This is a genomic window from Streptomyces manipurensis (assembly GCF_049570255.1).
Taxonomy (GTDB): domain Bacteria; phylum Actinomycetota; class Actinomycetes; order Streptomycetales; family Streptomycetaceae; genus Streptomyces; species Streptomyces manipurensis.
This window is the reverse complement of sequence record NZ_CP186950.1, coordinates 3,877,757-3,900,627: the sequence shown is the minus strand read 5'-3', so window position 1 is coordinate 3,900,627 and position 22,871 is coordinate 3,877,757. Positions and strand designations below refer to the sequence as shown.

28 protein-coding genes and 2 pseudogenes are annotated in these 22,871 nt (G+C 68.9%); 24 read left to right on the top strand and 6 right to left on the bottom strand.

Annotation, left to right across the window (positions count from 1 at the left end):
• Window positions 1–272 precede the first annotated feature (272 nt).
• The 3 genes from ACPU2J_RS18050 to ACPU2J_RS18040 are packed head-to-tail and all read left to right on the top strand — an operon-like array spanning window position 273 to window position 2,601.
• Window positions 273–1,787: a DEAD/DEAH box helicase gene (locus ACPU2J_RS18050; RefSeq protein ID WP_420080136.1), complete on the top strand. Its 1,515-nt coding sequence runs from the start codon at window positions 273–275 to the stop codon at window positions 1,785–1,787.
• 46 nt (window positions 1,788–1,833) lie between these two features.
• Window positions 1,834–2,238, top strand: a complete 405-nt coding sequence (locus ACPU2J_RS18045) for a CBS domain-containing protein (RefSeq protein ID WP_420080137.1) — start codon at window positions 1,834–1,836, stop codon at window positions 2,236–2,238.
• A 51-nt stretch (window positions 2,239–2,289) separates the two neighbouring features.
• A complete protein-coding gene (locus ACPU2J_RS18040) occupies window positions 2,290–2,601 on the top strand; it encodes an SCO5918 family protein (RefSeq protein ID WP_189743750.1) in 312 nt (103 codons plus the stop codon).
• A 104-nt stretch (window positions 2,602–2,705) separates the two neighbouring features.
• On the opposite strand, the gene ACPU2J_RS18035 is transcribed toward ACPU2J_RS18040, so the two are convergent.
• Entirely contained in the window at window positions 2,706–3,065 is a 360-nt protein-coding gene (locus ACPU2J_RS18035) for a hypothetical protein (protein ID WP_420080138.1), read from the bottom strand.
• 993 nt (window positions 3,066–4,058) lie between these two features.
• Between ACPU2J_RS18035 and ACPU2J_RS18030 the strand changes: the two genes are divergently transcribed.
• Window positions 4,059–4,397: a MerR family transcriptional regulator gene (locus ACPU2J_RS18030; protein WP_423833608.1), complete on the top strand. Its 339-nt coding sequence runs from the start codon at window positions 4,059–4,061 to the stop codon at window positions 4,395–4,397.
• A gap of 53 nt (window positions 4,398–4,450) precedes the next feature.
• Here the strand turns inward: ACPU2J_RS18030 and ACPU2J_RS18025 are convergent.
• Window positions 4,451–5,527, bottom strand: a pseudogene (locus ACPU2J_RS18025) (PP2C family protein-serine/threonine phosphatase); the annotation flags it as partial.
• 45 nt (window positions 5,528–5,572) lie between these two features.
• Here ACPU2J_RS18025 and ACPU2J_RS18020 point away from each other — a divergent pair.
• The 6 genes from ACPU2J_RS18020 to ACPU2J_RS17995 all read left to right on the top strand — a co-directional run bounded on the left by ACPU2J_RS18020 (window position 5,573) and on the right by ACPU2J_RS17995 (window position 10,398).
• Window positions 5,573–6,208 (top strand): hypothetical protein, encoded by a 636-nt coding sequence (locus ACPU2J_RS18020; protein WP_423833607.1) that lies wholly within the window; start codon window positions 5,573–5,575, stop codon window positions 6,206–6,208.
• Window positions 6,186–6,482, top strand: a complete 297-nt coding sequence (locus ACPU2J_RS18015; protein ID WP_423833606.1) for a hypothetical protein — start codon at window positions 6,186–6,188, stop codon at window positions 6,480–6,482. Before ACPU2J_RS18020 ends, ACPU2J_RS18015 begins: the two co-directional genes overlap by 23 nt.
• A gap of 613 nt (window positions 6,483–7,095) precedes the next feature.
• Window positions 7,096–7,296: a hypothetical protein gene (locus tag ACPU2J_RS18010; protein ID WP_423833605.1), complete on the top strand. Its 201-nt coding sequence runs from the start codon at window positions 7,096–7,098 to the stop codon at window positions 7,294–7,296.
• Window positions 7,293–8,339 carry an ice-binding family protein gene (locus tag ACPU2J_RS18005; protein ID WP_423833604.1) on the top strand — a complete coding sequence of 349 codons (1,047 nt, stop codon included), beginning with the start codon at window positions 7,293–7,295 and terminating at the stop codon, window positions 8,337–8,339. Before ACPU2J_RS18010 ends, ACPU2J_RS18005 begins: the two co-directional genes overlap by 4 nt.
• Before the next feature lie 108 nt (window positions 8,340–8,447).
• Window positions 8,448–9,188, top strand: a complete 741-nt coding sequence (locus ACPU2J_RS18000) for a DUF5819 family protein (protein WP_423833603.1) — start codon at window positions 8,448–8,450, stop codon at window positions 9,186–9,188.
• Complete coding sequence (locus ACPU2J_RS17995) at window positions 9,178–10,398, top strand: HTTM domain-containing protein (RefSeq protein ID WP_423833602.1); 1,221 nt, start codon at window positions 9,178–9,180, stop codon at window positions 10,396–10,398. The genes ACPU2J_RS18000 and ACPU2J_RS17995 overlap by 11 nt, the downstream gene beginning before the upstream one ends.
• A 107-nt stretch (window positions 10,399–10,505) precedes the next feature.
• On the opposite strand, the gene ACPU2J_RS17990 is transcribed toward ACPU2J_RS17995, so the two are convergent.
• The gene (locus ACPU2J_RS17990) at window positions 10,506–10,781 is read right to left on the bottom strand and encodes an isoamylase early set domain-containing protein (RefSeq protein WP_423833601.1); all 276 of its coding nucleotides are present in this window, start codon (window positions 10,779–10,781) and stop codon (window positions 10,506–10,508) included.
• 202 nt (window positions 10,782–10,983) lie between these two features.
• Between ACPU2J_RS17990 and ACPU2J_RS17985 the strand changes: the two genes are divergently transcribed.
• Window positions 10,984–11,184 carry a hypothetical protein gene (locus ACPU2J_RS17985; protein ID WP_423833600.1) on the top strand — a complete coding sequence of 67 codons (201 nt, stop codon included), beginning with the start codon at window positions 10,984–10,986 and terminating at the stop codon, window positions 11,182–11,184.
• Window positions 11,185–11,467: 283 nt separating this feature from the next.
• Here the strand turns inward: ACPU2J_RS17985 and ACPU2J_RS17980 are convergent, their stop codons facing one another.
• Both ACPU2J_RS17980 and ACPU2J_RS17975 read right to left on the bottom strand, forming a co-directional pair.
• Complete coding sequence (locus ACPU2J_RS17980; RefSeq protein ID WP_423833599.1) at window positions 11,468–12,370, bottom strand: helix-turn-helix domain-containing protein; 903 nt, start codon at window positions 12,368–12,370, stop codon at window positions 11,468–11,470.
• A gap of 227 nt (window positions 12,371–12,597) precedes the next feature.
• Window positions 12,598–13,107 carry a DUF5994 family protein gene (locus tag ACPU2J_RS17975; RefSeq protein WP_423833598.1) on the bottom strand — a complete coding sequence of 170 codons (510 nt, stop codon included), beginning with the start codon at window positions 13,105–13,107 and terminating at the stop codon, window positions 12,598–12,600.
• A gap of 330 nt (window positions 13,108–13,437) precedes the next feature.
• Between ACPU2J_RS17975 and ACPU2J_RS17970 the strand changes: the two genes are divergently transcribed.
• From ACPU2J_RS17970 to ACPU2J_RS17935, 8 genes are all read left to right on the top strand, one after another.
• Window positions 13,438–13,875 carry a hypothetical protein gene (locus ACPU2J_RS17970; protein ID WP_423833597.1) on the top strand — a complete coding sequence of 146 codons (438 nt, stop codon included), beginning with the start codon at window positions 13,438–13,440 and terminating at the stop codon, window positions 13,873–13,875.
• Window positions 13,876–13,970: 95 nt separating this feature from the next.
• A complete protein-coding gene (locus ACPU2J_RS17965) occupies window positions 13,971–14,405 on the top strand; it encodes an Hsp20/alpha crystallin family protein (protein ID WP_423833596.1) in 435 nt (144 codons plus the stop codon).
• A gap of 893 nt (window positions 14,406–15,298) precedes the next feature.
• On the top strand, window positions 15,299–15,640 hold the full coding sequence (locus ACPU2J_RS17960; protein WP_226731640.1) for a MerR family transcriptional regulator: 342 nt from the start codon (window positions 15,299–15,301) through the stop codon (window positions 15,638–15,640).
• A 527-nt stretch (window positions 15,641–16,167) separates the two neighbouring features.
• Window positions 16,168–16,371: a cold-shock protein gene (locus ACPU2J_RS17955; protein ID WP_399816266.1), complete on the top strand. Its 204-nt coding sequence runs from the start codon at window positions 16,168–16,170 to the stop codon at window positions 16,369–16,371.
• Between the two features lie 309 nt (window positions 16,372–16,680).
• Window positions 16,681–18,201 (top strand): DEAD/DEAH box helicase, encoded by a 1,521-nt coding sequence (locus ACPU2J_RS17950; protein ID WP_420080139.1) that lies wholly within the window; start codon window positions 16,681–16,683, stop codon window positions 18,199–18,201.
• 46 nt (window positions 18,202–18,247) lie between these two features.
• Complete coding sequence (locus ACPU2J_RS17945) at window positions 18,248–18,652, top strand: CBS domain-containing protein (protein WP_420080140.1); 405 nt, start codon at window positions 18,248–18,250, stop codon at window positions 18,650–18,652.
• 48 nt (window positions 18,653–18,700) lie between these two features.
• On the top strand, window positions 18,701–19,009 hold the full coding sequence (locus tag ACPU2J_RS17940) for an SCO5918 family protein (RefSeq protein WP_420080141.1): 309 nt from the start codon (window positions 18,701–18,703) through the stop codon (window positions 19,007–19,009).
• Between the two features lie 65 nt (window positions 19,010–19,074).
• The gene (locus ACPU2J_RS17935; protein ID WP_420080142.1) at window positions 19,075–19,296 is read left to right on the top strand and encodes a CarD family transcriptional regulator; all 222 of its coding nucleotides are present in this window, start codon (window positions 19,075–19,077) and stop codon (window positions 19,294–19,296) included.
• Window positions 19,297–19,628: 332 nt separating this feature from the next.
• Here the strand turns inward: ACPU2J_RS17935 and ACPU2J_RS17930 are convergent.
• Window positions 19,629–19,789 (bottom strand): annotated as a pseudogene (locus ACPU2J_RS17930) (DUF5994 family protein); the annotation flags it as partial.
• A gap of 171 nt (window positions 19,790–19,960) precedes the next feature.
• Here ACPU2J_RS17930 and ACPU2J_RS17925 point away from each other — a divergent pair.
• The 5 genes from ACPU2J_RS17925 (at window position 19,961) to ACPU2J_RS17905 (ending at window position 22,809) form a co-directional block, all read left to right on the top strand.
• Entirely contained in the window at window positions 19,961–20,536 is a 576-nt protein-coding gene (locus ACPU2J_RS17925) for a DUF5994 family protein (protein ID WP_420080143.1), read from the top strand.
• A gap of 5 nt (window positions 20,537–20,541) precedes the next feature.
• Window positions 20,542–20,730, top strand: a complete 189-nt coding sequence (locus ACPU2J_RS17920; protein ID WP_420080144.1) for a hypothetical protein — start codon at window positions 20,542–20,544, stop codon at window positions 20,728–20,730.
• A 95-nt stretch (window positions 20,731–20,825) separates the two neighbouring features.
• Window positions 20,826–21,092, top strand: a complete 267-nt coding sequence (locus ACPU2J_RS17915) for a hypothetical protein (protein WP_420080145.1) — start codon at window positions 20,826–20,828, stop codon at window positions 21,090–21,092.
• Between the two features lie 44 nt (window positions 21,093–21,136).
• On the top strand, window positions 21,137–21,409 hold the full coding sequence (locus ACPU2J_RS17910) for a hypothetical protein (RefSeq protein WP_420080146.1): 273 nt from the start codon (window positions 21,137–21,139) through the stop codon (window positions 21,407–21,409).
• 200 nt (window positions 21,410–21,609) lie between these two features.
• A complete protein-coding gene (locus ACPU2J_RS17905) occupies window positions 21,610–22,809 on the top strand; it encodes a PP2C family protein-serine/threonine phosphatase (protein WP_420080148.1) in 1,200 nt (399 codons plus the stop codon).
• Window positions 22,810–22,871: the final 62 nt, after the last annotated feature.

The window sequence follows — 22,871 nt, the reverse complement described above, 5'->3', positions numbered from 1 at the left end:
CGGGGTGCGGGCCCCAGCTGCACGCATTTCCCGCAGTGGTGTCACCTGCGGGATGAAGTATTTCAGGGTTACAGCCTGCTCGGCGCTTCACCCCACTCGACTTCTTGATTTCGCGTCCCCGTGACGCCACCTCATCTCAGCGCATGCGCCCGTACAGAATCTCTGTCGGCCAAAGCCGCTTTCGCATTCCATTCGGCCCGTTCTTGTGATTCCCTGCGCTGCGTTTCGCAGCGGGAATTCCTTGATACGCGCCGCATCAAGGAAGGTTCTGCATGAACCGCACACGTACGAACGACCGTTCCTCTCGCACCCGCAGCCGCACCGGCAGCCCCGCTTTCGGCGCTGCCGCCGGTTCGGAGCGGGGCAGCCGCTTCAGCTCGTCGGCCCCGAGCCGTTCCGGAGGTCCGCGCCGCTCGGGCGGCTACGGCCGCCGACCCGCAGCGGTACAGGGCGAGTTCGCTCCGCCGAAGACCATCACTCCCGCGCTGCCCGCCGTCGAGGCCTTCGCCGACCTCGACATGCCGGCGGAGCTGCTTGCTGCCCTCGGCGCGCAGGGCCTGAGCGTGCCGTTCCCGATCCAGGGAGCCACCCTGCCCAACACCCTCGCAGGCCGCGACGTCCTCGGCCGCGGACGGACCGGCTCCGGTAAGACCCTCGCCTTCGGCCTCGCCCTGCTGGCCCGCACCGCCGGGCAGCGCGCCGAGCCCCGCCAGCCCCTCGCCCTGATCCTCGTCCCCACCCGCGAGCTGGCACAGCAGGTGACCGACGCCCTCACCCCGTACGCCCGCGCCGTGAAGCTGCGCCTGACCACGGTCGTCGGCGGCATGTCGATCGGCAAGCAGGCCGGAGTGCTGCGCGGAGGCGCCGAGGTCGTCGTGGCTACGCCCGGCCGGTTGAAGGACCTCATTGACCGTGGCGAATGCCGGCTTAACCAGGTCGCGATCACCGTCCTGGACGAGGCCGACCAGATGGCCGACATGGGCTTCATGCCGCAGGTCACCGCCCTCCTGGACCAGGTGCGTCCCGAGGGGCAGCGGATGCTTTTCTCCGCCACCCTCGACCGCAACGTCGACCTGCTGGTGCGCCGCTACCTGACCGACCCCGTCGTGCACTCGGTGGACCCCTCGGCCGGTGCGGTGACGACGATGGAGCACCACGTGTTGCACGTCCACGGCGCCGACAAGCACCGGACGACGACGGAGATCGCGGCGCGCGAGGGCCGGGTGATGATGTTCCTGGACACCAAGCACGCCGTCGACCGGCTGACCCAGGACCTGCTGAACAGCGGTGTCCGGGCCGCCGCCCTGCACGGCGGGAAGTCGCAGCCCCAGCGCACGCGCACCCTCGCCCAGTTCAAGACCGGACACGTGACCGTACTGGTCGCGACGAACGTGGCGGCGCGCGGCATCCACGTCGACCACCTCGACCTCGTCGTCAACGTCGACCCGCCCACCGACCACAAGGACTACCTCCACCGCGGCGGCCGCACCGCCCGCGCCGGCGAGTCCGGCAGCGTCGTCACCCTCGTCACTCCCAACCAGCGCCGCGACATGACCCGCCTCATGCAGGCCGCCGGCATCACACCGCGGACCACCCAGGTCCGCTCCGGCGAAGAGGCACTGAACCGGATCACCGGCGCCCAAGCCCCCTCCGGCATCCCCGTCGTCATCACCGCACCCGTCGTCGAACGCGCCAAGCGCAGCACGGCCTCCCGCGGCAGGCGACGGCCCGCTTCGACGGTCCGGCGCGTGAGCGTGCGGCAGTCCGCCTTCGATGCGGCGGCCTGAGAAGCACGTGATCAGGAAACTGACCCATCTCTGTAGGAGGCACGTTTTGACGCTGGTCCAGATGCAGCCCCGCTCGACGCACGCCAACCCTGTGCACCGGACGGTGGATGACGCGATGGAGGCGGCCGGTCCACAGGTCTGTGACGACATGACGGTCGAGGTGGCCCTGGCCGTCATGGCCAGTGCCCGCGCGGGTCATCTGCTCGTCTGCGACGAGGACGGCCTGTGCACCGGGCTGGTCACGCAGGCCCAGCTCACCGCTGTCCACGACAGCGCGGCGTACACCGACCGGGTCCGTCTCCGCGACCTGCTGGGGGACCGCGGGCCGGTTGCCTCACCCGCAACCACGATGGCCGAAGCCGAGCACGCGATGCGCTATCGCCGGCTCGATGCCCTGCCGGTCGTCGACGAGCAGGGCAGTGCTCTGGGCGTCCTCGCCCTTGCCCGCTGAACCGCCTCACCACGGCACGACCGTCCCCCTTTCTTCTTCCTGTGAGGCAACATGCGCTGTGTCATCGCCCGTTTCCCGTTCGACCTGACCAAGAGCGGTGTCCTGGAGTCGATGAAGGGCGTCAAGCCCGAGCAGGTCGTCGGCGAGTCCGTGATCATCGGGCGCCGTACCTACCCCGTCAAGCAGGTCGGTCAGGTCATCACGCGCCAGGACCGCCGCGACTTCAGCGCCGGTGAAGTCCTCCGGGCCATGACCCAGCTCGGGTTCACCTGCCGCGGCCTCCCGAGGGCCGCCGCGCCCAGGCGCGTCCTCAGCCCGCTCCAGCAGGCTTCCGCGATGCTCGGCATCCCGGTGACCGTCTGACGGACAGGACCGGCGCGAGCCGACACCCGAACAGCGAGGAGGGCCCGACCGGCACACGCCGGTCGGGCCCTCCCGCGTACCCAGGGGTTCTTACGCGATGTCGGTCAGTGGTCGGAGTAGCTGAAGTCGCCCATGGTCCAGGCGCTGACATCCGCGATCGAGACGCGGTACATCCCACCCGTCTCCGGGATCCCCACCGTGCCCTGAAGGATGCGGGCCACATGGAAGTGCAGATGAGTGGGCGGCCCCTCGTGGGGTGTCGTGGCGGTGAAGATGGCGGCGAACTCGCCCAGGCGGGCGGAATCCGTCAGGACCTCCGACACCCGCTGCCTCCACACGGCTTCGGGTGCCAGCCGACCGGTGATGACAGTGCCACCGGTGACAACGGTCAGGGACATCTGATTGCTCTGCCCGGACTCCACCAGGGTGGCAACGTCAACGAGCAGCTCGTCAGGCTTCGACATGGGAGCCGAGTCTATGCACCGGTCGTCCCGTTCTCTCGACGGGGAGGACTACCGGTCGAGAAGAGCACTCACCGTCTTCCCGCCGGAGGGACGACGGGTGACACCGGTTGCTCGGGCGCTGCGGTGGCCATGGGCCAGCCGAATCCACCGGTACGGCGGCCGTACAGGACAGGGCGTCCGAGCCCCTGACCTGCTGTGCAGGATGCTCTGCACATCTGGTCCCACCGCAGAGGTCTAGCTCTCCTCGACGGGCGCGAAAATCTATGCCGGCCGGAGTAGACATTGGGCTGTGGCGTGGTTATGGTTTCTCTCGTAGCCCAGAGAGACAGCAGGGCCTGGCAGAGACGAACTGCCGGGCAGCAGTACCCGCAGTTGCAGTGCGCAGGACGGTGCGGTGGTGGAGTTCCGAAGCCAGGGTTGTCGCAGGACGGCGACGGGACTGACTACCGGACCGGGTGGCCCGCAGTCATCAGGGGCCGCCGTGAGCAGTACCAGCAGTTAACGCAGTGGCAGTACCTGTAAGTGCAGTTCGAAGTACCCAGCAGTGAAGTAAGTGAGCAGCACCTCGGTGAAGGCGTCGGCTGCGGACGCGCGCACCGGGAAGTTCGGCAGTGGGGTTCTAAGCCAGAGCAGACGCAAGATGGGCAACGGGGCTGGCTGCCGAAGAGTGGCGCTGACACAGGCCACTGAGCAGTACGCAGTACCAGCAGTATCAGCAGTAAGCAGTTGATCACCGAGGGAAGAACGGAGGAGCCGAGCACCATCAGGATCGCCCGGGCGGAAGCCTTGAGCCCGGGTACCGCAGGACATCGATAGTGAGGTGGTCTCCGGTCAAGCAACCGCGATCCCCGCACTCCCGGCAGCGTGTCGGCCGGGTCGGCGGAAACACAGGGTCGGCGCAGTATCAGGGCCGACAGATGGTGTAGTAGTTCCTTCGGGGCCCTGGTGCCGTACGGCACCAGGGCCCCTCCACGCGTTCCAGAGAGAGGTTCAATGACAGCAGACGACTCGTTCGGCCGTCTCGACGATGACGACTACCCCGCCTACACGATGGGCCGGGCCGCCGAGATGATCGGCACCACCCAGGGCTTCCTCCGCGCCATCGGCGAAGCCCGCCTCATCACCCCGCTCCGCTCCGAGGGCGGCCACCGCCGCTACTCCCGCTACCAACTGCGCATCGCCGCCCGCGCCCGCGAACTCGTCGACCAGGGCACCCCCATCGAGGCCGCCTGCCGCATCATCATCCTCGAAGACCAGCTCGAAGAGGCCCAGCGCATCAACGCCGAATACCGCCGCGCCGCCGAATCATCCGCGTCGCCGTCCTCAACCTGACCCGACTGTGCCCGTCGGGATCGGCGGCCTCGGTCGTCGAAGGAGTGCCACTCGGGTGCGGACGCCTCCGCCAGGTCCGCCCCGGCGTCAGCGCTGCGTGTGACCTGGTGGGTACCGTGCCAGTCCAGGCACATGACCGCCGCCTCGTCCTGGAGACGGCCGCCATGCGCGCGCAGGATCTCGGCGACCAGAGCGCGGGAGGCCTCGCGGAGGTGGAGATCGCCCCTGCGCACGACCGGGGAGGGCAGATCGACCTCTACAGCGCGGCGCTCGAGCATGCCGTCGGTGAGCATCACGAGGCGGTCACCCGGCTGCAGGTCCAGCCGCTGCACCCGATAGGCGGTACGTGGCTGGATACCGAAGGGGAGATCGACCTCGGGAACCATCTGCTCGACCCTTTCCCGCCTGAGGCGCAGCGGCCAGGGATGCCCGGCGTTGACGAACTGGGTGGTCCCGTCGAGCAGGCTGATGCGCAGCAGCTGCCCGGTGACGAAGCCCCGCCTGCCATGGTCGATGACGGCCCGGTCGGCCTCCAAGGCCCGTACTTCGAGCTCGGCGCCGGCACGCCTAGGCCTGCGAAGGGCGCACACTGCGAGGGTGGCGAGTAGCGCGGCTTCCACGTCGTGGCCCATGGCATCGGTGACGGAGAGTTGCATGGTGTCGCGGTCGACGACGTAGTCGAAGGTGTCACCGCCGACGTGCGTGGCCGGTTCCAGCGCTCCGGCGACCGTGAACTGGGCTGCCTCACACGCCAGTGAGGTGGGCAGGAGTCGGTGCTGGATCTCGGCGGCCAGGTTCAGCGCGCCGATCTGCCTCATCGCGAAGTCGTCGGGGTGCTCCGGCAGGAAGAGTTCGAGCAGGCCGATGGCGTCGCCGCGGTCGGTGACGGGCGCCACGACCCTGACCCAGCTGTTGCCCTCTCGCTGGAGGGCCGGCCGCTGTGTGCGCAACGCGTCCGCGTAGAGGGTGCCGGGCAGGGTGACGCGCTCAGGGGGCTCGTCGGACTCGACGCTGTCGGCTGCCCCGAGCCGCACCACTGACGACCCGGTGAAGTCGACGATCAGGAACGAGACCACAGCAGCGTTCAGGCGGTCCCTGAGCATCCGTGCGACGACGTCCAGTGACTCCACAGGGGAGGCGGATTCCGCTTCGGCCTCGACGACGCCCGCAAGGACGTGATCAACGCGACCGTGCCGAAGGCGATCCCGATCGTCCTCTCGGCCGAGCGGCTGCCGGACCCGGCTTCGCGGGCTTTGCCGGCTGCGGAGTTCGGCGTACCGGAGGAGGAACTGCGCCGGGCCGTGGCTCTCGCACGGCGCCTTCGCCGACAGGAGCAGCTCGCCGGCTGGGCGGCCTACGACGCGGGGAACTACGACGAGGCCCGCGGTCATTACACGACCGCCTCAGCCGCGTCACGCGCCGCCGAGGACAGCTCCCTGGAAGGCAACTCGCTGGCCTTCCAGGCATACCTGGAGTGGACGGTGGGCGGCGGCTCCGGCATCAGGTTCGCCACGGCCGCGTACGAGGCACTCGGGTCGGGGACGGCACCCGTCGTGCGGGCATTGCCGGCGGGCAGGCTGGCATGGCAGCAAGCCACCTGGGGAAACGCGCGGGAGGCGGACTCCGCCCTGGGCATCGCCGAGGAGGCCATCCACGAGCACGCCGACGAGCCGGGCCCGGACTGGGCGTACTTGGTGGACAGCGACGAGATCACGATCATGACGGGCAGATGCCGGGCGGAGCTGCACCGGCCACTACTCCCCCGGCCGCTGGGCCCACGAATCCGACATGATCCTCTCCCGCCTCGGTGATCTCGACACTGCCGAAGGGCACCTCCACCTCGCCCTCGACATCCACGGTCTCGACCGCCGACACACCCACGCCATCGTCCTCGCCGACCTCGGCGGCGTCCGCCTGCGCCACGGCGCCATGCCCACCTGGCGCGACTTCCTGGATTGCGCCGAGGGCATCCGCTCTGTGAAGGTCCAGGCCGCCCTCCAGGACATGCGCGTGCGCCTGCGCCGCTACAGCGGAGTCCCGGAGGCCCAAGATCTCCGCGAGCGGGCGGCCCGGTTTGCCGCCTGATCCTGCCTCGCTGCCGCCGAGGAACGGCCCCCGGCGTCGACCACGGCTTGGGCCAGGATCCCTGCCTCCCGACCGTCCATACACATGATGTGGACAGTGAAGGGCAGGGCCTCCCGGTCGGCGTCGACGACCCGCTCACGGCCGATTGACCACCACAGGCGTCCCGCTCACCCAAGCGGGTAAGGGGTGACGCCTTGCTTGTTTCCCTGGCCGGTCCGATCCCGAATGCACCCCACAGCGCTGCCAGAGCCAAGCGGATAGGAGATGAACCGGCCGCCACGCCCGCCCCTGCGGGTTCGCTGGATCACCTGACCGGCGGCACATCTCCGTGTGCGGCGGTTGGATTTATTTGGGCAAGTGTGCGGCGCTACCTCTTGCGAGTTAATCGACCTCTGCCCATTCGGGGGGAATGTCGAATGATCGACAATGCGAGTCTGAGTATTTTCAGCACAATTACCGCCGTGGAATGTGTTTGTATTAATCCTCCTCCGCACCTTACTCATTGTAGGTGCGCGAAATTTCCTGCGTAATATGCGGCAGCGACACACCAGGGCTTCCCGGGCGAACGGTAGGGCCCGGTACGCCACGGCCCCCCACAGGAAATGGCCTCTTGATGAAGCTGAAAATCCAGGCGGCTCGGCGCCGCACTCTGTCCGGCTGGCTGTCCTCGGCCGTCGCCGTAACGGTTGCCGCTGTCATGGTCGCCGGATCGCCGACGCAGGCAATGGCCATCGCGACACCCGTGCCTCTGGCCACGGCCGCCAGCTTTCCGTTCTGGCAGGTCAGGGCGTTACCAACACCGGCCCCTCCGTGATCAGTCACGACCTTGGGACACACCCGAACCCTGCCATCTCCGGATTCCCGCCCGGCTTGGTGCTCGGCGCCGTGCACGCTGCCGACGCTGTGGCGCTTCAGGCCAAGTCCGACCTGGTCCAGGCGTACAACAACGCTGCGGGGCAGGCCACGGACTTCGCGCTCGCTGCGGGAATCGGCGCCGGCCAGACGCTGCTTCCGGGCGTCCACACCGCTGTCGCCGGTGTCGGGCTCACCGGTGACCTGATCCTGGACGCCGGAGGAGACCCCAATGCCGTCTGGGTGTTCCAGATCCCTGAAGCCCTGACGACGGCATCCAATAGCCGGGTGCTCCTCACGAACGGCGCTTCGGCGTGCAACGTGTACTGGCAGATCGGGAGTTCTGCCACCCTCGGCACCACCTCCACCTTCGTGGGCACCATCATGGCTCTGACCTCGATCAGCGCTACCACGGGGACGAACATCGAGGGCCGGGCGCTGGCCCGTAACGGTGCCGTGACGCTCGACACCAACAGGATCTTCCTGGGCGGGTGCGCCACCGGCGGAACGACCACCGGCACGACCACGGGCACGACCACGGGCACGACGACCGGCACGACCACGGGCACGACTGCCGGAACGCCGACCGGCGGGTCGACGACCGGTACGACCGTGGGTCTGATCGGTGGTGGCCTCCTGGGCGGACCGATCGTCGACCTCGTGTCGGGCGGAACCTCGGGGAACATCTCCGGCAACACCTCCGGAAACACCGCGGGCAACACGGCCGGGAACACGACCGGCGGCAACACGACCGGTGGCAACACGACTGGCGGGACCATCACCGGGGGCAACGTCACCGGCGGGCACGGCGGTCTGCCCGGCGGACCGGACCACGGCGGACCGGACAATGGCGGCCCGGAGCACGGCGGGCCGGAGCACGGCGGGCCGGGCAACGGACACGACGAGGGACCCGGTAAGCCGGACCACGGCCACGGCCACGGCCACGACGGGAAGCACGGCGACCACTACGGCTACGGCAACAAGCCCGCGGGCCACGAGGGCTAGGCAGCAGGCGGCACGGAGCCCGTTCATCGGATGACGGCGCGCGGCGGAATCCTCATCGAATCCGCCGCGCGCCGTCGGTGAGTCGCAGACCTCAGGCGAACAGCAGACATGAGAAGGACCGGGTGGGCGGTGTCGAGCAGAATTGAATCTGCGGACGTGAAGGAACTTCATCAGTCCGATTCCGGTCCTGCCCCCCAGGAGTGCCGTGACGAAGCGGTCGGACCGGGTAAGCGGCCCGCGGGTGTTCGTACGCTGAGAGCAGCGCTGCGCACCGCCGTGGCCCTCTGCCTGGTGACGGCTCTGGTCCATGTCGTGCTGGTGTTCCTTCATGTGGCACCGTCCAACCCTGTATCGAAGCGATACGCCTCACAGGTCAACGGATGGGTGTACCCGCTCTTCGAACAGAACTGGCGGCTCTTCGCCCCGGACCCCGACTCCTTCAACCGAAAGATCCTGGCGAGGACCGCACACACCGACTCCAAGGGTTCGGTGCAGGTGACCCCCTGGTTCGACCTGGCTGCCGTCGACCATTCCGCGGTCGACCACAATGTATTTCCGAGCCATACGTCCCAGAACCTCCTGCGCCGCGCCTGGACCTCTTATGTCGAGACACACGGAGGAAGCGACACGGCACGCTCGGAACGCGCCGTGATGCTGCAGACGTACCTGCGCAACATCGCCGCGGACCGCGTCGCCGCCCACAACGACGGCGGCACTTTCGACTTCATTCAGCTCCGGGTCGTCACACTGCCCGTCGCCGCGGCCGGCGCACCGGCCGGTAACCAACCGCCGGCACCCACCGAGGACCGGCTCCTGCCCTGGTGGAAGGTGACCTCCCATGGGAAATGAGCAGATTCCCCAGCCCCCTTCCGTGGCAGCGACGCCGCACCCGCCTCCGGTCCAGGAGACTTCGATCGCCGACGCGGCCCACCGGTGGCTCCTCGACCGGATCAGCGCTCTGTGGGCGCTTCTCACCGACCGGCCGATCTCCCTGTACGCCGCGTCGGTTCTGCGCATCGGCTACGGGCTGCTCTACCTGGTCTTCCTGCTGCGCGAGTTCCCGCACCGTGACGAGATCTGGGGCCCCGGCTCCCCCTGGACACCGGCACTGGCACAGCAGCTCTTCGGCCAGACGGGCTGGAACAGCATCCTGATCCTGTCCGACAGCCGTGCCTACTTCGAACTCTGCTACATGGCGGCCCTCGTCACGTCCACGCTGTTCATGCTGGGCTGGCGGACCCGGGCCATGTCCGTCCTCTTCGCCGTCGTGGTGACCTCGTTCCATGCCAGATCGATCTTCATGACGGACGGGGGCGACAACCTGATCCTGCTGATGGCCCTCTACCTCGTCCTCACCGCGTGCGGCCGGCGCTGGTCCCTGGACGCACGCAGGAACCGACTCAAGACAGCCCGTGCATGCGACGGGCCGAAGCCGGTGAGGAGCTTCTCCGCACAACAACTCCACGATGCCCGTGCCACCTTGACCACGGTGGTGCACAACTGCGGCATCCTCGTCATCGCGGCGCAAGTCTGCATCCTCTACGGATCGGCCGGCCTGTACAAGATCCAGGGCCCGACCTGGGGCGGCGGCACCGCTCTCCACTACGCACTGAACCTCGAGCTGTTCCAGCCCTGGCCCGCGCTCTCCCACCTCGTGGACGAGTACCCGATGGTGATCGCGATCGCCAGCTACCTGACGGTACTCCTGCAGGTCGCCTTCCCGTTCGTGCTCTTCGGCAGGCTCAAGTACCCCGTCCTGACGGTGCTGCTGGGCATGCACATCGGTATCGCAGTGCTCCTGGGACTGCCCCTGTTCTCCGGGGCGATGATCGTGGCGGACGCCGTGTTCCTTCCCGACCGCTTCTACACCTTCCTGCCTCGCCTGTGGCGACGCGCAACACAGCGCACAGGGATGCGGCGACCGGCACCCGGTCGAGCAGCGGGATTCGGAACCGTACCTCCACAGGGCAGGTCCTGCGTACCCGGCACCAAGCATCGAGCCGCCCCTGCACAGAAGGACACCACGCTGGCCACCGGGCTCGCGTCCGAGCAGAGCTGAGCAGCCACGCGGACCACAAAGGATGGGTATGCCAGGCAGCATCTGGCCTGCGCGGGCGACAGCGGCCCCTGGCCCCAAGCCCGGAATGAGGGGCCGTCACCGGTCCATCACGTGTGCAGACGGCTGTTGGGGCCGTCCTTATCTCCGGTGCTCTCGTCGTTGAACCAGTAGTCACCGGCGGCCAGGTACCGGAAGGAATGCGTGCTCCCGCTCGGCAGCTCGACCGTGACGGCCCGCTTCCCGTCCTTGCGCGGCCGCAGGGTGTGGGCACCCGGCTGCCAGTCGTTGAAGTCGCCCACCACGCTGACCGCGCCGAGCGGGGTGTCGGCGGGCAGTACGAAGGTGACTTCCATGCGGTCCTCGTGCAGCGTGCGCTCCAGCATGAAACGGGCTCCTGACAGCAGGGGGCAGGTGGGAATCGCGCCCATCCTCGGCACCGATCAGCCGGCCCGCCTCCCGACGCCGCCACATCGGGGACAGGCATCACCCGCGTGCCTCGCTTCGCAGTCGAAATGATGCAGACCGTAACGGTGCATGTCAGCGTCGTCCGAGAGGAATCCGTACCCATCAAGAGGAGTCACCGTCATGGGCGGTACGCAGGACAAGCGCAAGGAACCGGGCAGGGGCAGCAAGGCGCAGGAGCACCATCGCTCCGGAGACCCCGCTCACCCCCAGCCGGGCAAGTCATCCCGCAAGCAGGGCCAGAAGCAGAACCAGAAGGAGGCCCCGCGCCGCCGCGAGGACGACCTGCTGCGCGAAGAGGACCTGCACGACGAGAACCTCTGACCAGAAGACCACGCGCACACTCCCAGGGCCCGGCCGCCGGTCCGCAGTCACCCGGCCGGGCCCTGTCACATACCGCCCGACAAGGGCCTGCCCATGACAGGCAGGGGCTGAAGCTCGATCAACCACACAGGCCGTCCGGTCCGCGTTCGGCGGCTGAGCCCCACGACACATCGTCCGGGGGTTCAGTGGCGCTCGCGAGTGGTCACGGACCCACCCGCCAGCGGGTCCGGCTTGCACGGGGGCAGCCGACCCGGCACCCGGAGGGGCTTGTATCGCACGGCGCTCACCGGCTCGGCAGGGTCAGCGCGTGGGCATCGGGCGACGATTCTGGGCCGGCGTACGCCTTGATGGCCTCCTCGATGAAACTCCGGGTACCGTCCGGGCTCAGCGCCTGGGCCTGCAAGTGCGCGTACATGTCGCTGTAGCGTCGCACGTCGGATCGTTTCTCCAGATAGAGGTCGCTGGTGAACCTCTCCAGATACACCACGCTGCCATCGGTGGCCTCGGCGAACTCGAGCAGCGTGAACTGTCCCGAGACACCCGGGTGCGCACCCACATCGTGAGGGAGAACCTGCACGGTGATATGCGGCTGGGCGCTGAGGTGGGTCAGATGCTCCAGCTGGTCGCGCATGACCTCGCGGCTGCCCACGACGCGCCACAGCGCCGATGCGTCCAGCACGACCCATAAGCGCAGGAGGTTGCCCGGGGCACGCAGCCGGTCCTGGCGCCGCATCCGCACCTCGCGGTGTGTGGCCGCCTGTTCGGCAGTGGCATGAGGGATCGTTCCTGCGATGACCGCCCGTGCGTAGGCGGAGGTCTGCAGCAGGCCGGGAATCACCAGGGGCTCGTAGCACCGGACCGCAGCCGCCTCGGTCTCCAGGCCGATGTAGGCGCCGTACGGGATGTCGTCGTAGGCGTTCCACCAGCCCTGCCCGCCCGATTCCCTGGCCATCTGCATCAAATCGTCAACCCGCCGCTGATCCCGGACTCCGTACAGCCCGCAGAGATCTCGCACATCGCGTGGCTTGATGATGCGGCGGCCGTTCTCCAGCAGACTGATCTTGGGCTGGGAAATCAACAGGCGTGCCGCCACCTGCTGCGTCGTCATACCGCTGATCTCCCGGAGCCGACGTAGCTCCGACCCCAGTCGGCGCCTGCTGACGGTGGGATTGACAGTGACACTCACGGGGCGCATACCTCCACTCCAAGAACCTTGCGCTGACGAGAAGACTGCCACGGCCAGGGCGGCTGGATCCGCCTGCTCCACGTCATGCACGGTGATTCGCGCCGGGCGCAGAGCGACCCGAACTTCTTTTCGCATCTCACCTGGCTGACCATATTTTCCGGTTGCAATAAATAAACGACGGAAATCGCCCGGCCGGAGCGCGGTATTCAGTGCATCGCGGTGCGCCTTCAGCTGGATTTCGCTGCCGGTCCAGGGCTCGTGTCTGTTGCATCTGGTGTGGTGGTGATGAGGATCTGAGCGGCCTGGGTGATGTTGTCGGCGCGGACGGCGCGGGCCATCGCTTCGCGAGCGGCGTCGGCGGCGGTGTCCGGGGGGACCACCAGCAGGGCGAAGTGGTCGTTGTGGCCGCGCGTGATGAGGACGGTGTCGTCGCCGACCGGGTCGGAGTCCAAGTGCACGATCCGATCGTCGATGACCAGGCGGGTGGGGAGGACGTTCCAGGCGGATGCGTCCACGCCGACCCGGGTGATGGGCCCGAGGTGCTCGGTCAACGCGCTGATCAGCGCGGGCAGCTCGGTCTCGATGTCGCGTGTGCGCGGCCACCACGCGCCGTCCAGGAGCCCCTCCCGGGACTGCGTGGTCTCCAGCCGCAACAGGGCCGCACCCGGTTTGATCGCCTGGTGGATCGCATTCGGCAGGAGCAGCGGGGGTGTGCGGGGGATGTCGGGGTCAGCCATGGGGGTCCGCCCGTCTACTGGGTGCGGCCGTGCCTGAACGCAGGTCGGCACCGGTACCGACTGCGACGTACACGAGCCCGCCGTCGTTTCACGGTACTCCCGCCGTTCGCACCACCGCTCTGCACAGAGCCTCCGCCGGAAAATGCCTGGTCAGGCCGACCATAATCCATCGAACAGACGTACGGTTAAAGCACCGGAATTACTGCCGACGGGCAGTCCGGGGGCAGGTCCGCATCATGACCACCACCCTCGACCGGACCGCGCCCCCCGACCTCGCAGCAGAGCTCCCGCCGCTCGCCAGCGCCCTGGGGCCGCGTCACCCGCGTCAGCGTGAACCCCACCCGTCGGCCCGTCGTACCGCACACCGTGCCCATGGCCGGGCGCGCGCTGCACGTGGGCTGGTTCACCGAACAGGACCCCGACAAGCTGATCCTGCTCTCCTGCACCGTGGGGCGCCGGGACTCCGAGGGCGCCGGCGAGGTAGGCCCAACCGGCCCCCTGGCCGCGGGCGTTCTCGATCAGGCCGGCTTCCCAGCCGGCGAGCTGTTCGCGGACCTCGCGGAGCATCAACAGCGCAGCCAGGGCCGGGCGCGGGCCCGCGGCCGGTGCGGACGAGGCTGTCGGCGTGCCCGTGGGAGCTTTCCACGCGTCCTTGACGGCCTGGTTGACGGTCTCCAGTGCCGCGGCGGCGGCGAGGAAGGGGACGGGTGCGGTCGGCTCTGCGGCCTCGGCCATGGCGGTCTCCGCGTTCTGTCGTCCTCCGGATGACTTCTTGCTTGTCATCGTTTGGATGACATGTTACAACGGAGGCACGTTGAAGCGCATTGGCAGTTTCTGCCTGAACCAGCTGGAGGTGTTTCGCGATGTTGATGCGCACCGACCCGTTCCGCGAGATGGACCGCATCGTCCAGCAGCTCTCCGGCACGTCCGGTACGTGGTCGAAGCCGTCCGTGATGCCGATGGACGCCTACAGGCAGGGCGGCGCATACGTCGTCGCCTTCGACCTCCCCGGAGTGAGCCCCGAGGCGATCGACATCGACGTCGAACGGAACATGCTCACCGTCAAGGCCGAGCGCCGGCCCGCGGCCAGGGGCGACGACGTGCAGATGGAGCTCTCCGAGCGGCCCCTCGGGGTCTTCTCCCGGCAGGTCATGCTGGCCGACACCCTCGACACCGAGCACATCGAAGCCGACTACGAAGCCGGTGTGCTGACTCTGCGGATCCCGATCTCCGAGCGCGCCAAGCCGCGGAAGATCACCATCGGCGGCAACGCCGACCGCAAGCAGATCTCCGGCTGACCCGGCCGGCACCAGCGGCGGAGGACGCGGAACCCGATCCCCCTCCGGCACCCCGTCCTCCGCCACCCTCTCTCCGCCCCTCCCCCTCCCGCGGAGGTGACGAGCGATGCCGATGCGCCGGGACAACCTCGCAAGGCAACGGCTCCCCGGCCGGCCACACCCCGACCAGGTCGCGTTCGAACCCGATTACCTCCCCACTGAACACACGAAAATCTATCGCGGCCGAAGTAGACATTCGATGCCGGGACAGCTATGGTTTCTCACGTAGCCGAGATCGAGCAAGGCCCGGAGGGACGAACTGCCGGGCAGCAGTACACGCAGTGCGCAGGCAGGACGGTGACGGGGCTGGCCGGCGGACCGGGTGGCCGCAGTACAGGGGCCGCCGTCGGCAGTAACGCAGTACCAGTCCAGCAAGTGCAGTTCGCAGCGACAGCAGTGCAGTCAGTGAGCGGTACCTCGGTAAAGGCGTCGGCTGCGGGCGCGCGTACCGAGCAGTTCGGCAGTGGCGCTCCGAGCCACAACAGGTGCAGGACGTGCAACAGGGCCGGCTGCCGGCGGTGGTGCTGTCACAGGCCACAGTGCAGTTCGTATGACCAGCAGTACGAAGTCCCCCGCTTGGCAAGTGATCGATTCAGAGGGAAGAACGGAGGAGTTGACCGCCATCAGGATCGCCCGGGGCGAAGGACGGAACCCGGGTACCGCAGGACATCGATAGTGAGGTGGTCTCCGGTCAAGCAACCGCGATCCCCGCGACCCCGGCCGAGTTCAGGCAGGGTCCGCGGAAACAGAAGGCCGACGCAGTACTAGGGTCGGCGGATGGTGTAGCAGTTCCTTCGGGGCCCTGGTGCCGTTCGGCACCAGGGCCCCTCCACGCGTTCCAGAGAGAGGTGCAGATGACAGCACACGACTCGTTCGACGATCGCCTCGACGACGACGACTACCCCGCCTACACCATGGGCCGGGCCGCCGCCATGCTCGGCACCACCCAGGGCTTCCTCCGCGCCATCGGCGAAGCCCGCCTCATCACCCCGCTCCGCTCCGAGGGCGGCCACCGCCGCTACTCCCGCTACCAACTGCGCATCGCCGCCCGCGCCCGCGAACTCGTCGACCAGGGCACCCCCATCGAGGCCGCCTGCCGCATCATCATCCTCGAAGACCAGCTCGAAGAGGCCCAGCGCATCAACGCCGAATACCGCCGCGCCGCCGAGGCGTCCGATCCACCAGCTGCAACGTGACGACCACCCAGTGGGCGGTACTGCCGACCGGCAGGCTCCACTGCACCCGCGACCGTCAACCACCGAGCCTTCTCCGACCTGCTTCCGGGGTTCGTCATTTGGGCTGACAACGTGGCGAAGCCTCTGGTAGATGGGTTTTCAACCAGGGAACCGTCTCCACCAGAGGCCTGACGCGCCTGCCTGCCTCCAGGCGTCGACGGCCGCCTGCAGCCGACCGCCCCTTCCGGACCACCCCATTCAAAGTGCATGAATACCTGTGCTCGCGGTCTGAGATTTTAACTGTTGCCACAGAGAGGGTTTTTACCGGCGGCACCCAGGGGAAATGTTCGACGCACAAATACTGCGGGGACGTGCTATCGTCTATCCCAGTTGCAGTTTTGGTACCCGAAAACTTCGAGCGCTCCCGCCGGCACCCGTGCCGCACGGAAGCGCTCTGTATTTCCGGTCATTTCCGGGCAGGGCATCATCGCGGCGACACGGCTTCCGTACGGTACGGGTGCCGGCGTACTGCCCCAAGGAGATATGACATGGCCAGTGGCACCGTGAAGTGGTTCAACGCGGAAAAGGGTTTCGGCTTCATCGAGCAGGACGGTGGCGGCGCTGACGTGTTCGCCCACTTCTCGAACATCGCCGCCTCGGGCTTCCGCGAGCTGCAGGAGGGCCAGAAGGTCACCTTCGACATCGCGCAGGGCCAGAAGGGCCCGACGGCCGAGAACATCGTCACCGTCTGACGCTGACGCGCATCTTGCAGCTGGGGCCCGCATCCCTCGGGGTGCGGGCCCCAGCTGCATTCATTTCCGCAGCGATTTCTCCTGCCGGGACACAGCCTCAAGGTACGCAACCCCCATCGGGAGCCGTACCCCTCGACGCCTCGGATTCGCTTTTTCGCGCATTCTTTTTCCGCATGCGTCGCATCGAATTTATCGGGCATCCCGTTCGCTGCCGCTTCTCTCATTCCATTCGGTCCGTACCTGTGATTCCGCATGCTGCTCCCATGGTGCGGAACTCCTCGATGCGTGCCGTATCAAGGAAGGTTCTTCATGAACCCCACACGTACGAGCAGCCGCTCTTCCCGCACCCGCCGCACCGGCGCTCCCGCCTTCGGCTCCCCCTCCGGTTCGACCCGGGGCAGCCGCTTCGGTGCGTCGTCCGCCCCGAGCCGTTCTGGTGCTCCCCGCCTCTCGGGAGGTCAGGGCCGACGGCCCGCACCGGTGCAGGGCGAGTTCGCCCCGCCGAAGACGATCACTCCGGCGCTGCCCGCCGTCGAGGCGTTCGCCGATCTCGACATGCCGAAGACCCTGCTGGCCGCGCTCGGCGCGCAGGGCGTGACCGTGCCGTTCCCCATCCAGGGGGCGACGCTGCCCAACTCCCTGGCCGGCCGTGACGTCCTCGGCCGCGGCCGGACCGGCTCCGGAAAGACCCTCGCCTTCGGCTTGGCGCTGCTCGCCCGCACCTCTGGACAGTTCGCCGAGCCCCGTCAGCCGCTGGCCCTGGTCCTGGTCCCGACACGGGAGCTCGCCCAGCAGGTCACGGATGCCCTCACCCCGTACGCCCGCGCCGTGAAGCTGCGCCTGGCCACGGTCGTCGGGGGCATGCCGATCGGCCGGCAGGCGAACGCGCTGCGCAGCGGCGTCGAGGTCGTCGTGGCCACCCCCGGGCGCCTCAAGGACCTCATCGAGCGCGGCGACTGCCGGCTGAACCAGGTCGGGATCACCGTCCTGGACGAGGCCGACCAGATGGCCGACATGGGCTTCATGCCGCAGGTCACCGCACTGCTCAACCAGGTCAGGCCCGAGGGCCAGCGGATGCTGTTCTCCGCGACCCTGGACCGCAACGTCGACCTCCTGGTCCGCCGCTACCTCACCGACCCCGTCGTCCACTCCGTGGACCCCTCCCGGGGCGCGGTCACGACGATGGCGCACCACGTCCTGCACGTGCACGGCGCCGACAAGCAGCGGCTGACCACGGAGATCGCGGCGCGCGACGGCCGGGTGATCATGTTCCTGGACACCAAGCACGCCGTGGACCGCCTCACCGAAGAGCTCCTCGGCAGCGGCGTGCGGGCCGCCGCCCTGCACGGCGGGAAGACGCAACCGCAGCGGGCACGCACCCTGGGCTGGTTCAAGACCGGACACGTCACCGTGCTGGTCGCCACGAACGTCGCGGCCCGCGGCATCCACGTCGACAACCTCGACCTCGTCGTCAACGTGGATCCGCCGACCGACCACAAGGACTACCTCCACCGCGGCGGCCGCACCGCCCGGGCCGGCGAGTCCGGCAGCGTCGTCACCCTCGTCACGCCCCAGCAGCGCCGCGGCATGAACCGTCTCCTGCAGGACGCAGGCATCGTGCCCGAGACCAACCCGGTCCGCCCGGGTGAGGCAGAGCTGATCCGGATCACCGGTGCCCAGGCCCCCTCTGGCATCCCGGTCACCATCAAGGCTCCGGCGCCCGAGCGCCCCAAGCGCAGCACATCCTCCTCCCGCGGCCGCCGCGGCCCCGCCCCGGACGCCCGGCGCACCGGTTCCCGTCGGCCCGCCTCCGCCGCGGCGGCGGCCTGAGAACCACGTGATCCGGAGACTCGCCCATCTGTGCAGGAGGCAAATTGTGACGCTGGTCCGGATGCAGCCCGACTCGACGAGCACCAGTACGGGACCCCAGACGGTCAACGAGGTCATGGAGGTGGCCGGGCCACAGGTCTGCGATGACATGACCGTCGAAGTGGCCCTGGCCGTCATGGCCGGTGCGCGCACCGACCGTCTCCTCGTCTGCGACGAGCACGGCCTGTGCACCGGGCTCGTCACTCGGGCCCAGCTCATCGCCGTCCGCGACGGCGCCGCCTACAGCGACCGGATCCGGTTGCGTGCCGTACCCGGCGACCGCGGGTTCTTCACCTCGCCCCTGACCACGACGGCCGAAGCCGAACGCGCGATGCGCCACCGCCGGCTCGACGTGCTGCCCGTCATCGACGAACAAGGCAGCGCCCTGGGCGTCCTCGACCTGACCCGCTGAACCGCCTCACCACGGCAGTACCCACCCTCCTCCTTCCTGTGAGGCACCATGCGCTGCGTCATCGCCCGCTTCCCCTTCGACCTCACCAAGAACGGCGTCCTGCAGTCCATGCAGGGCGTCAAGCCCGAGCCGGCCGTCGGCGAGACCGTGGTCATCGGCCGCCGCACCTACCCCGCCAAGCAGGTCGGCCAGGTCATCACCCGCCAGGACCGCCGTGACTTCAGCACCGGTGAAGTCCTGCGCGCCATGGCCAAGCTCGGCTTCACCTGCCGCAGCCTCCCGCGGAACACCGAGCCCGCCCGCGGCCTCGACCCCCTCCAGCACGCTTCCGCGTTGCTCGGCTCCCCGACCGTCTGACCGGGGGTCGGCAGCCGGCGGACGTGAACGCCATGGCGGAGGCGCGTGGGCGCATACTGGCAGCAATGACAAAGCACAGTGCACCGAAGCGCTATTTGCCCACCAGCCCCTTCAAAGTCCCGGTCGCGCTGCCTCCCAAGCAGTTCGCCGTAGGCGACCAGGTCACACACGACGTGCACGGCCTCGGCCGGGTCACCGGTATCGAGGACGGAATAGCGGCGGTCGTGGATTTCGGCTCGACGCAGGAGCGGATCGTGAGTCCTTACGCCAAGATGAGCAAGCTGTAGGACCACCGTGCCCGGTCACGGCACGCCGGACCCGTTCACGGACACGGGCGTCCCGGGATCGGCGAGAAACGCCGCCCCGAGTAGGTTTCCGCGGTTCAGACTCAGATGATCGAGAGGGGAAGCCGTGCTGCCCGCGACGGGCGGGGACAACCCGAAGGTCGTCCCCGCCCGTCGGCGTGTTTCCGTCAGGCTTCCCGTGCGGGGCGCGGCCTCCGTTCGGCTCCCGCCTCCTCGCCCGCGCGGACCCGCGCGTCGACGCCTCCCGCGACCTCCTGGCCCGGGTGCGCCACTCACGGACGTCCGCCGTCCGAATCATGTCGGCTCCCCCCGCTCGGAACCACCAGGAGGGCGAAGTGGCCCCTGTCGCCGCGGGTGACGAGGACGGTGTCGTCGCCGACGGGGTCGGAGTCGAGGTGGACGACACGGCCGTCGGCGACCAGGCGGTCGGCAGGCCGTTCCAGGCGGAGGCGTCCAGACCTACCAGTCGGGCGGGCATGCGCCCAGATACGGAAAAATGCCTGGTAGCGGCGGGTCAGAGTCCGTCGGACAGGCGTACGGTGGAAGTACCGGGAGCACTTCGCACACCGGCTCCCACGCGGGTGTCGTTTCCGGCGAACACGACAAACCGGGCCACCGACGGGTGGCCCGGGGGCAGGTCCGCACCATGACCACCACCACCGACCGGACCGCACCCCGCGACCTCGCCACGGACTTCCCGGCACGTCTCTCGCTCACCCCGAAGACCACCCTCGCAGGCCAGCTGGACGGGGCCTGGTGGCCCTACTCCCGTGACCTGACCGTCGAACTCCCGCCCCTCGCGGCCGCACTCGACGAGCCCTGGGGGCGCATCACCCGGGTCACTGTGAACCCCACCCGCTGGCCCGTCATCCCGCACCGGGTGCCCGTCGCCGGGCACACCGTCCACGTGGGATGGTTCACCGAGCAGCACGCCGACAAGCTCATCCTGCTCTCCTACACCGTCGGGCGCTGGGACCTCCTGGTCATCCCGCCGGAGACAGAGCCCGCAGCCGCGGCCCGCCTGATGGCCGCCGCCGCGATACCGGGCAGCGACCTGACGGCAGGCGTCCTCATGGCCAACGAGACCGTCATAGGGCGCGGTATCCGCGACACCAGGCGCCAGGAAGCCACCTGGGACGGCGAAGGCGGGGCCTGCATGTCCCCCTTCGGGCATCTGATGGGCCGGAGCACCCTGCCGCTGCCCGGAAACGGCTGGAGGTGAGCTCCGTGGAGACCACCGTCCTCATCGCAGTGATCATCGTTGCGATCGCCGTCGGAATGCGCTGGATCCATCTGCTGAACGCCCAGCACGACGCCCGGATCGAGGCCTACCGCTTCAGCGACCCCCTGCCGCGACCTCCCGGCCTGCCGGACGACACCGGCCGCCGGGCCCACCGCCCGCACCCCCACCGGTGAGCAGCAGACCTTTCCTCCGGCCCGGGGCAGCGGGTGGGGCGCCACGGCGCCCCACCCGTCGGCTTCCCGCCCACTCCGACAAGGGACACGCCCACGTGAAGTACATCGAGACCCAGACCCTGCCGTCGCCCGGACACGCCGAGGTACGGATCATCGCGCACACCCCCGAAGCCGCACGGGCGGTCGCGGAATCCCTCCGCGGCTGCTTCGCCGCAACGGAACAGCGCAGCTACCCCGGCCTCGACGGCGACACCCGCCTCCACCTCACCGTGGACACGGCCACACCCGCCGGCCCCGCCCGCTCCTGGCTGGCCGCAAGCCGGAGCTCCGTCGGCACCGGCGCCCACCCCGACGAGACCTGAGAGCCCCGACGGGCCCAGGAGCCCGCACACGAAAGGACGCGGTCATGGCCACCCTGCGCGAACGCCGGACCTACCGCGCACAGGTGCTCCGGGTCCTGTACGAAGCCGTCGAGGGCAACCGCCTCCTCGGCATCACCGGAACACAGCTGCGGCGCGACCTCCACGTACCGGAACAGGACCTCGCCGCCGCCTGCACCTACCTGGCCGGCGAAGGACTGATCACCGTCGACTGGGAACCCGGCAACACCCCCGCGATGGTCACCCTCACCCACGAGGGCATCCGGCACATGGAGGCCGAGGAGGAAGAACACGGCTGACGCCCCTCGCACGCGTGAAGGACGTGCAGCCGGGGGCCGGGACGGCGGCACCGGACTCCACCTCGTCCTGGATACCGAGCGCCGTCGGCCCCGCCCTGCGGGATCCGCTCGTGTGGCGTGCCCGGCCGCCCGAGGGGATCCTGTAGGCCACACCGCCCGTGCGGCCGGACCTCGCGCCCGGCCCGGTTGGAGGCACCAGGATGGCCGTCGGAGGTCGCGCGGCCCCGGACCGCTCCGAGAGCTTCGGGGAGGGACTGCTCGGGATGCTCCTTGACCGGGCGCACGGGCTGCCTCCGCACCAGGTCGCCCCGCTCGTCGCGGAGACGGTCGCCCGGCTGGGCGGTCGCGATCTCCAGATCCTGCTCCAGGACTACGGCCAGCAGAACCTGGTCTCCCTGCCCGGCACGGGAGCCGGGGCCGGGGGGCCGCAGCCCATCGACCGGTCCGATGCCGGCCGGTGCTTCCTGGAGTCCTGCCCCCTGGAAATCCCGGCGGCCGACGGCGTACGGGTCCACCTGCCCCTGCTGGACGGCGGCGACCAGGTGGGGGTCCTCTCCGTCACCCTCGACAGCGTCGGCCGCGACGAGCGCCGCATCCTGCGCAGGATCGCGGGCCTCACGGCCGACATGATGCAGACCAAGAACGGCTACACCGACCTCTTCTTCCGGACGCGGCGCAGCGAACCGATGAGCGTGGCCGCGGAGATCCAGTGGTCCCTGCTGCCCCCGCTGTCGATGGTGATGCCGCACGTCGCGGTGGCCGGAGTCCTGGAGCCCGCCTACGACGTGGCCGGGGACAGCTTCGACTACGCCCTGAACGGCGACGTCCTGCACCTCGCCATGATCGACGCCATGGGGCACGGTCTGGACGCGGCCACCATGGCCACGGTGGCCATCGGCGCGTACCGCCACGCCCGCCGGATCAGCATCGAGCTGTCGGAGATCTACCTCTTCATGGACCGGGCCGTCGCCGAGCAGTTCGATCCGGACCATTTCGTGACCGCCCAGATGATGCGCCTGGACACGGACACCGGCCGCCTCCAGTGGGTCAACGCGGGACACCCGGCACCGATGCTGGTCCGCGCGCACCGCGTCGTCGGCCGCCTGGAGAGCCCCACGACCCTCCCCGTCGGCTTCGGAGGGGACCAGCCACAGGTCAGCTCGGTGACACTGGAGCCGGGCGACCGCGTCCTCTGCTTCACCGACGGCCTCGTCGAGGAACACACCGACGGGCAGCAGCAGTTCGGCGAGGAGCAGCTGATCGACTGGGTGAACCGGCTGGAAGAGGCCGACCACGGGATCCGCACCGTGGCCCGGGAGCTGTCCCACACCCTCAAACGGGCCCGCGGCGACACCACCTCGGACGACGCCACGCTCGTCCTGTGCGAGTGGCGCGGCTGACGGAGGTCGGTGCCACACCTTCCCTGATGGAGCGTCAGGTTGTTGTGGCGCCCCCGCGTGAA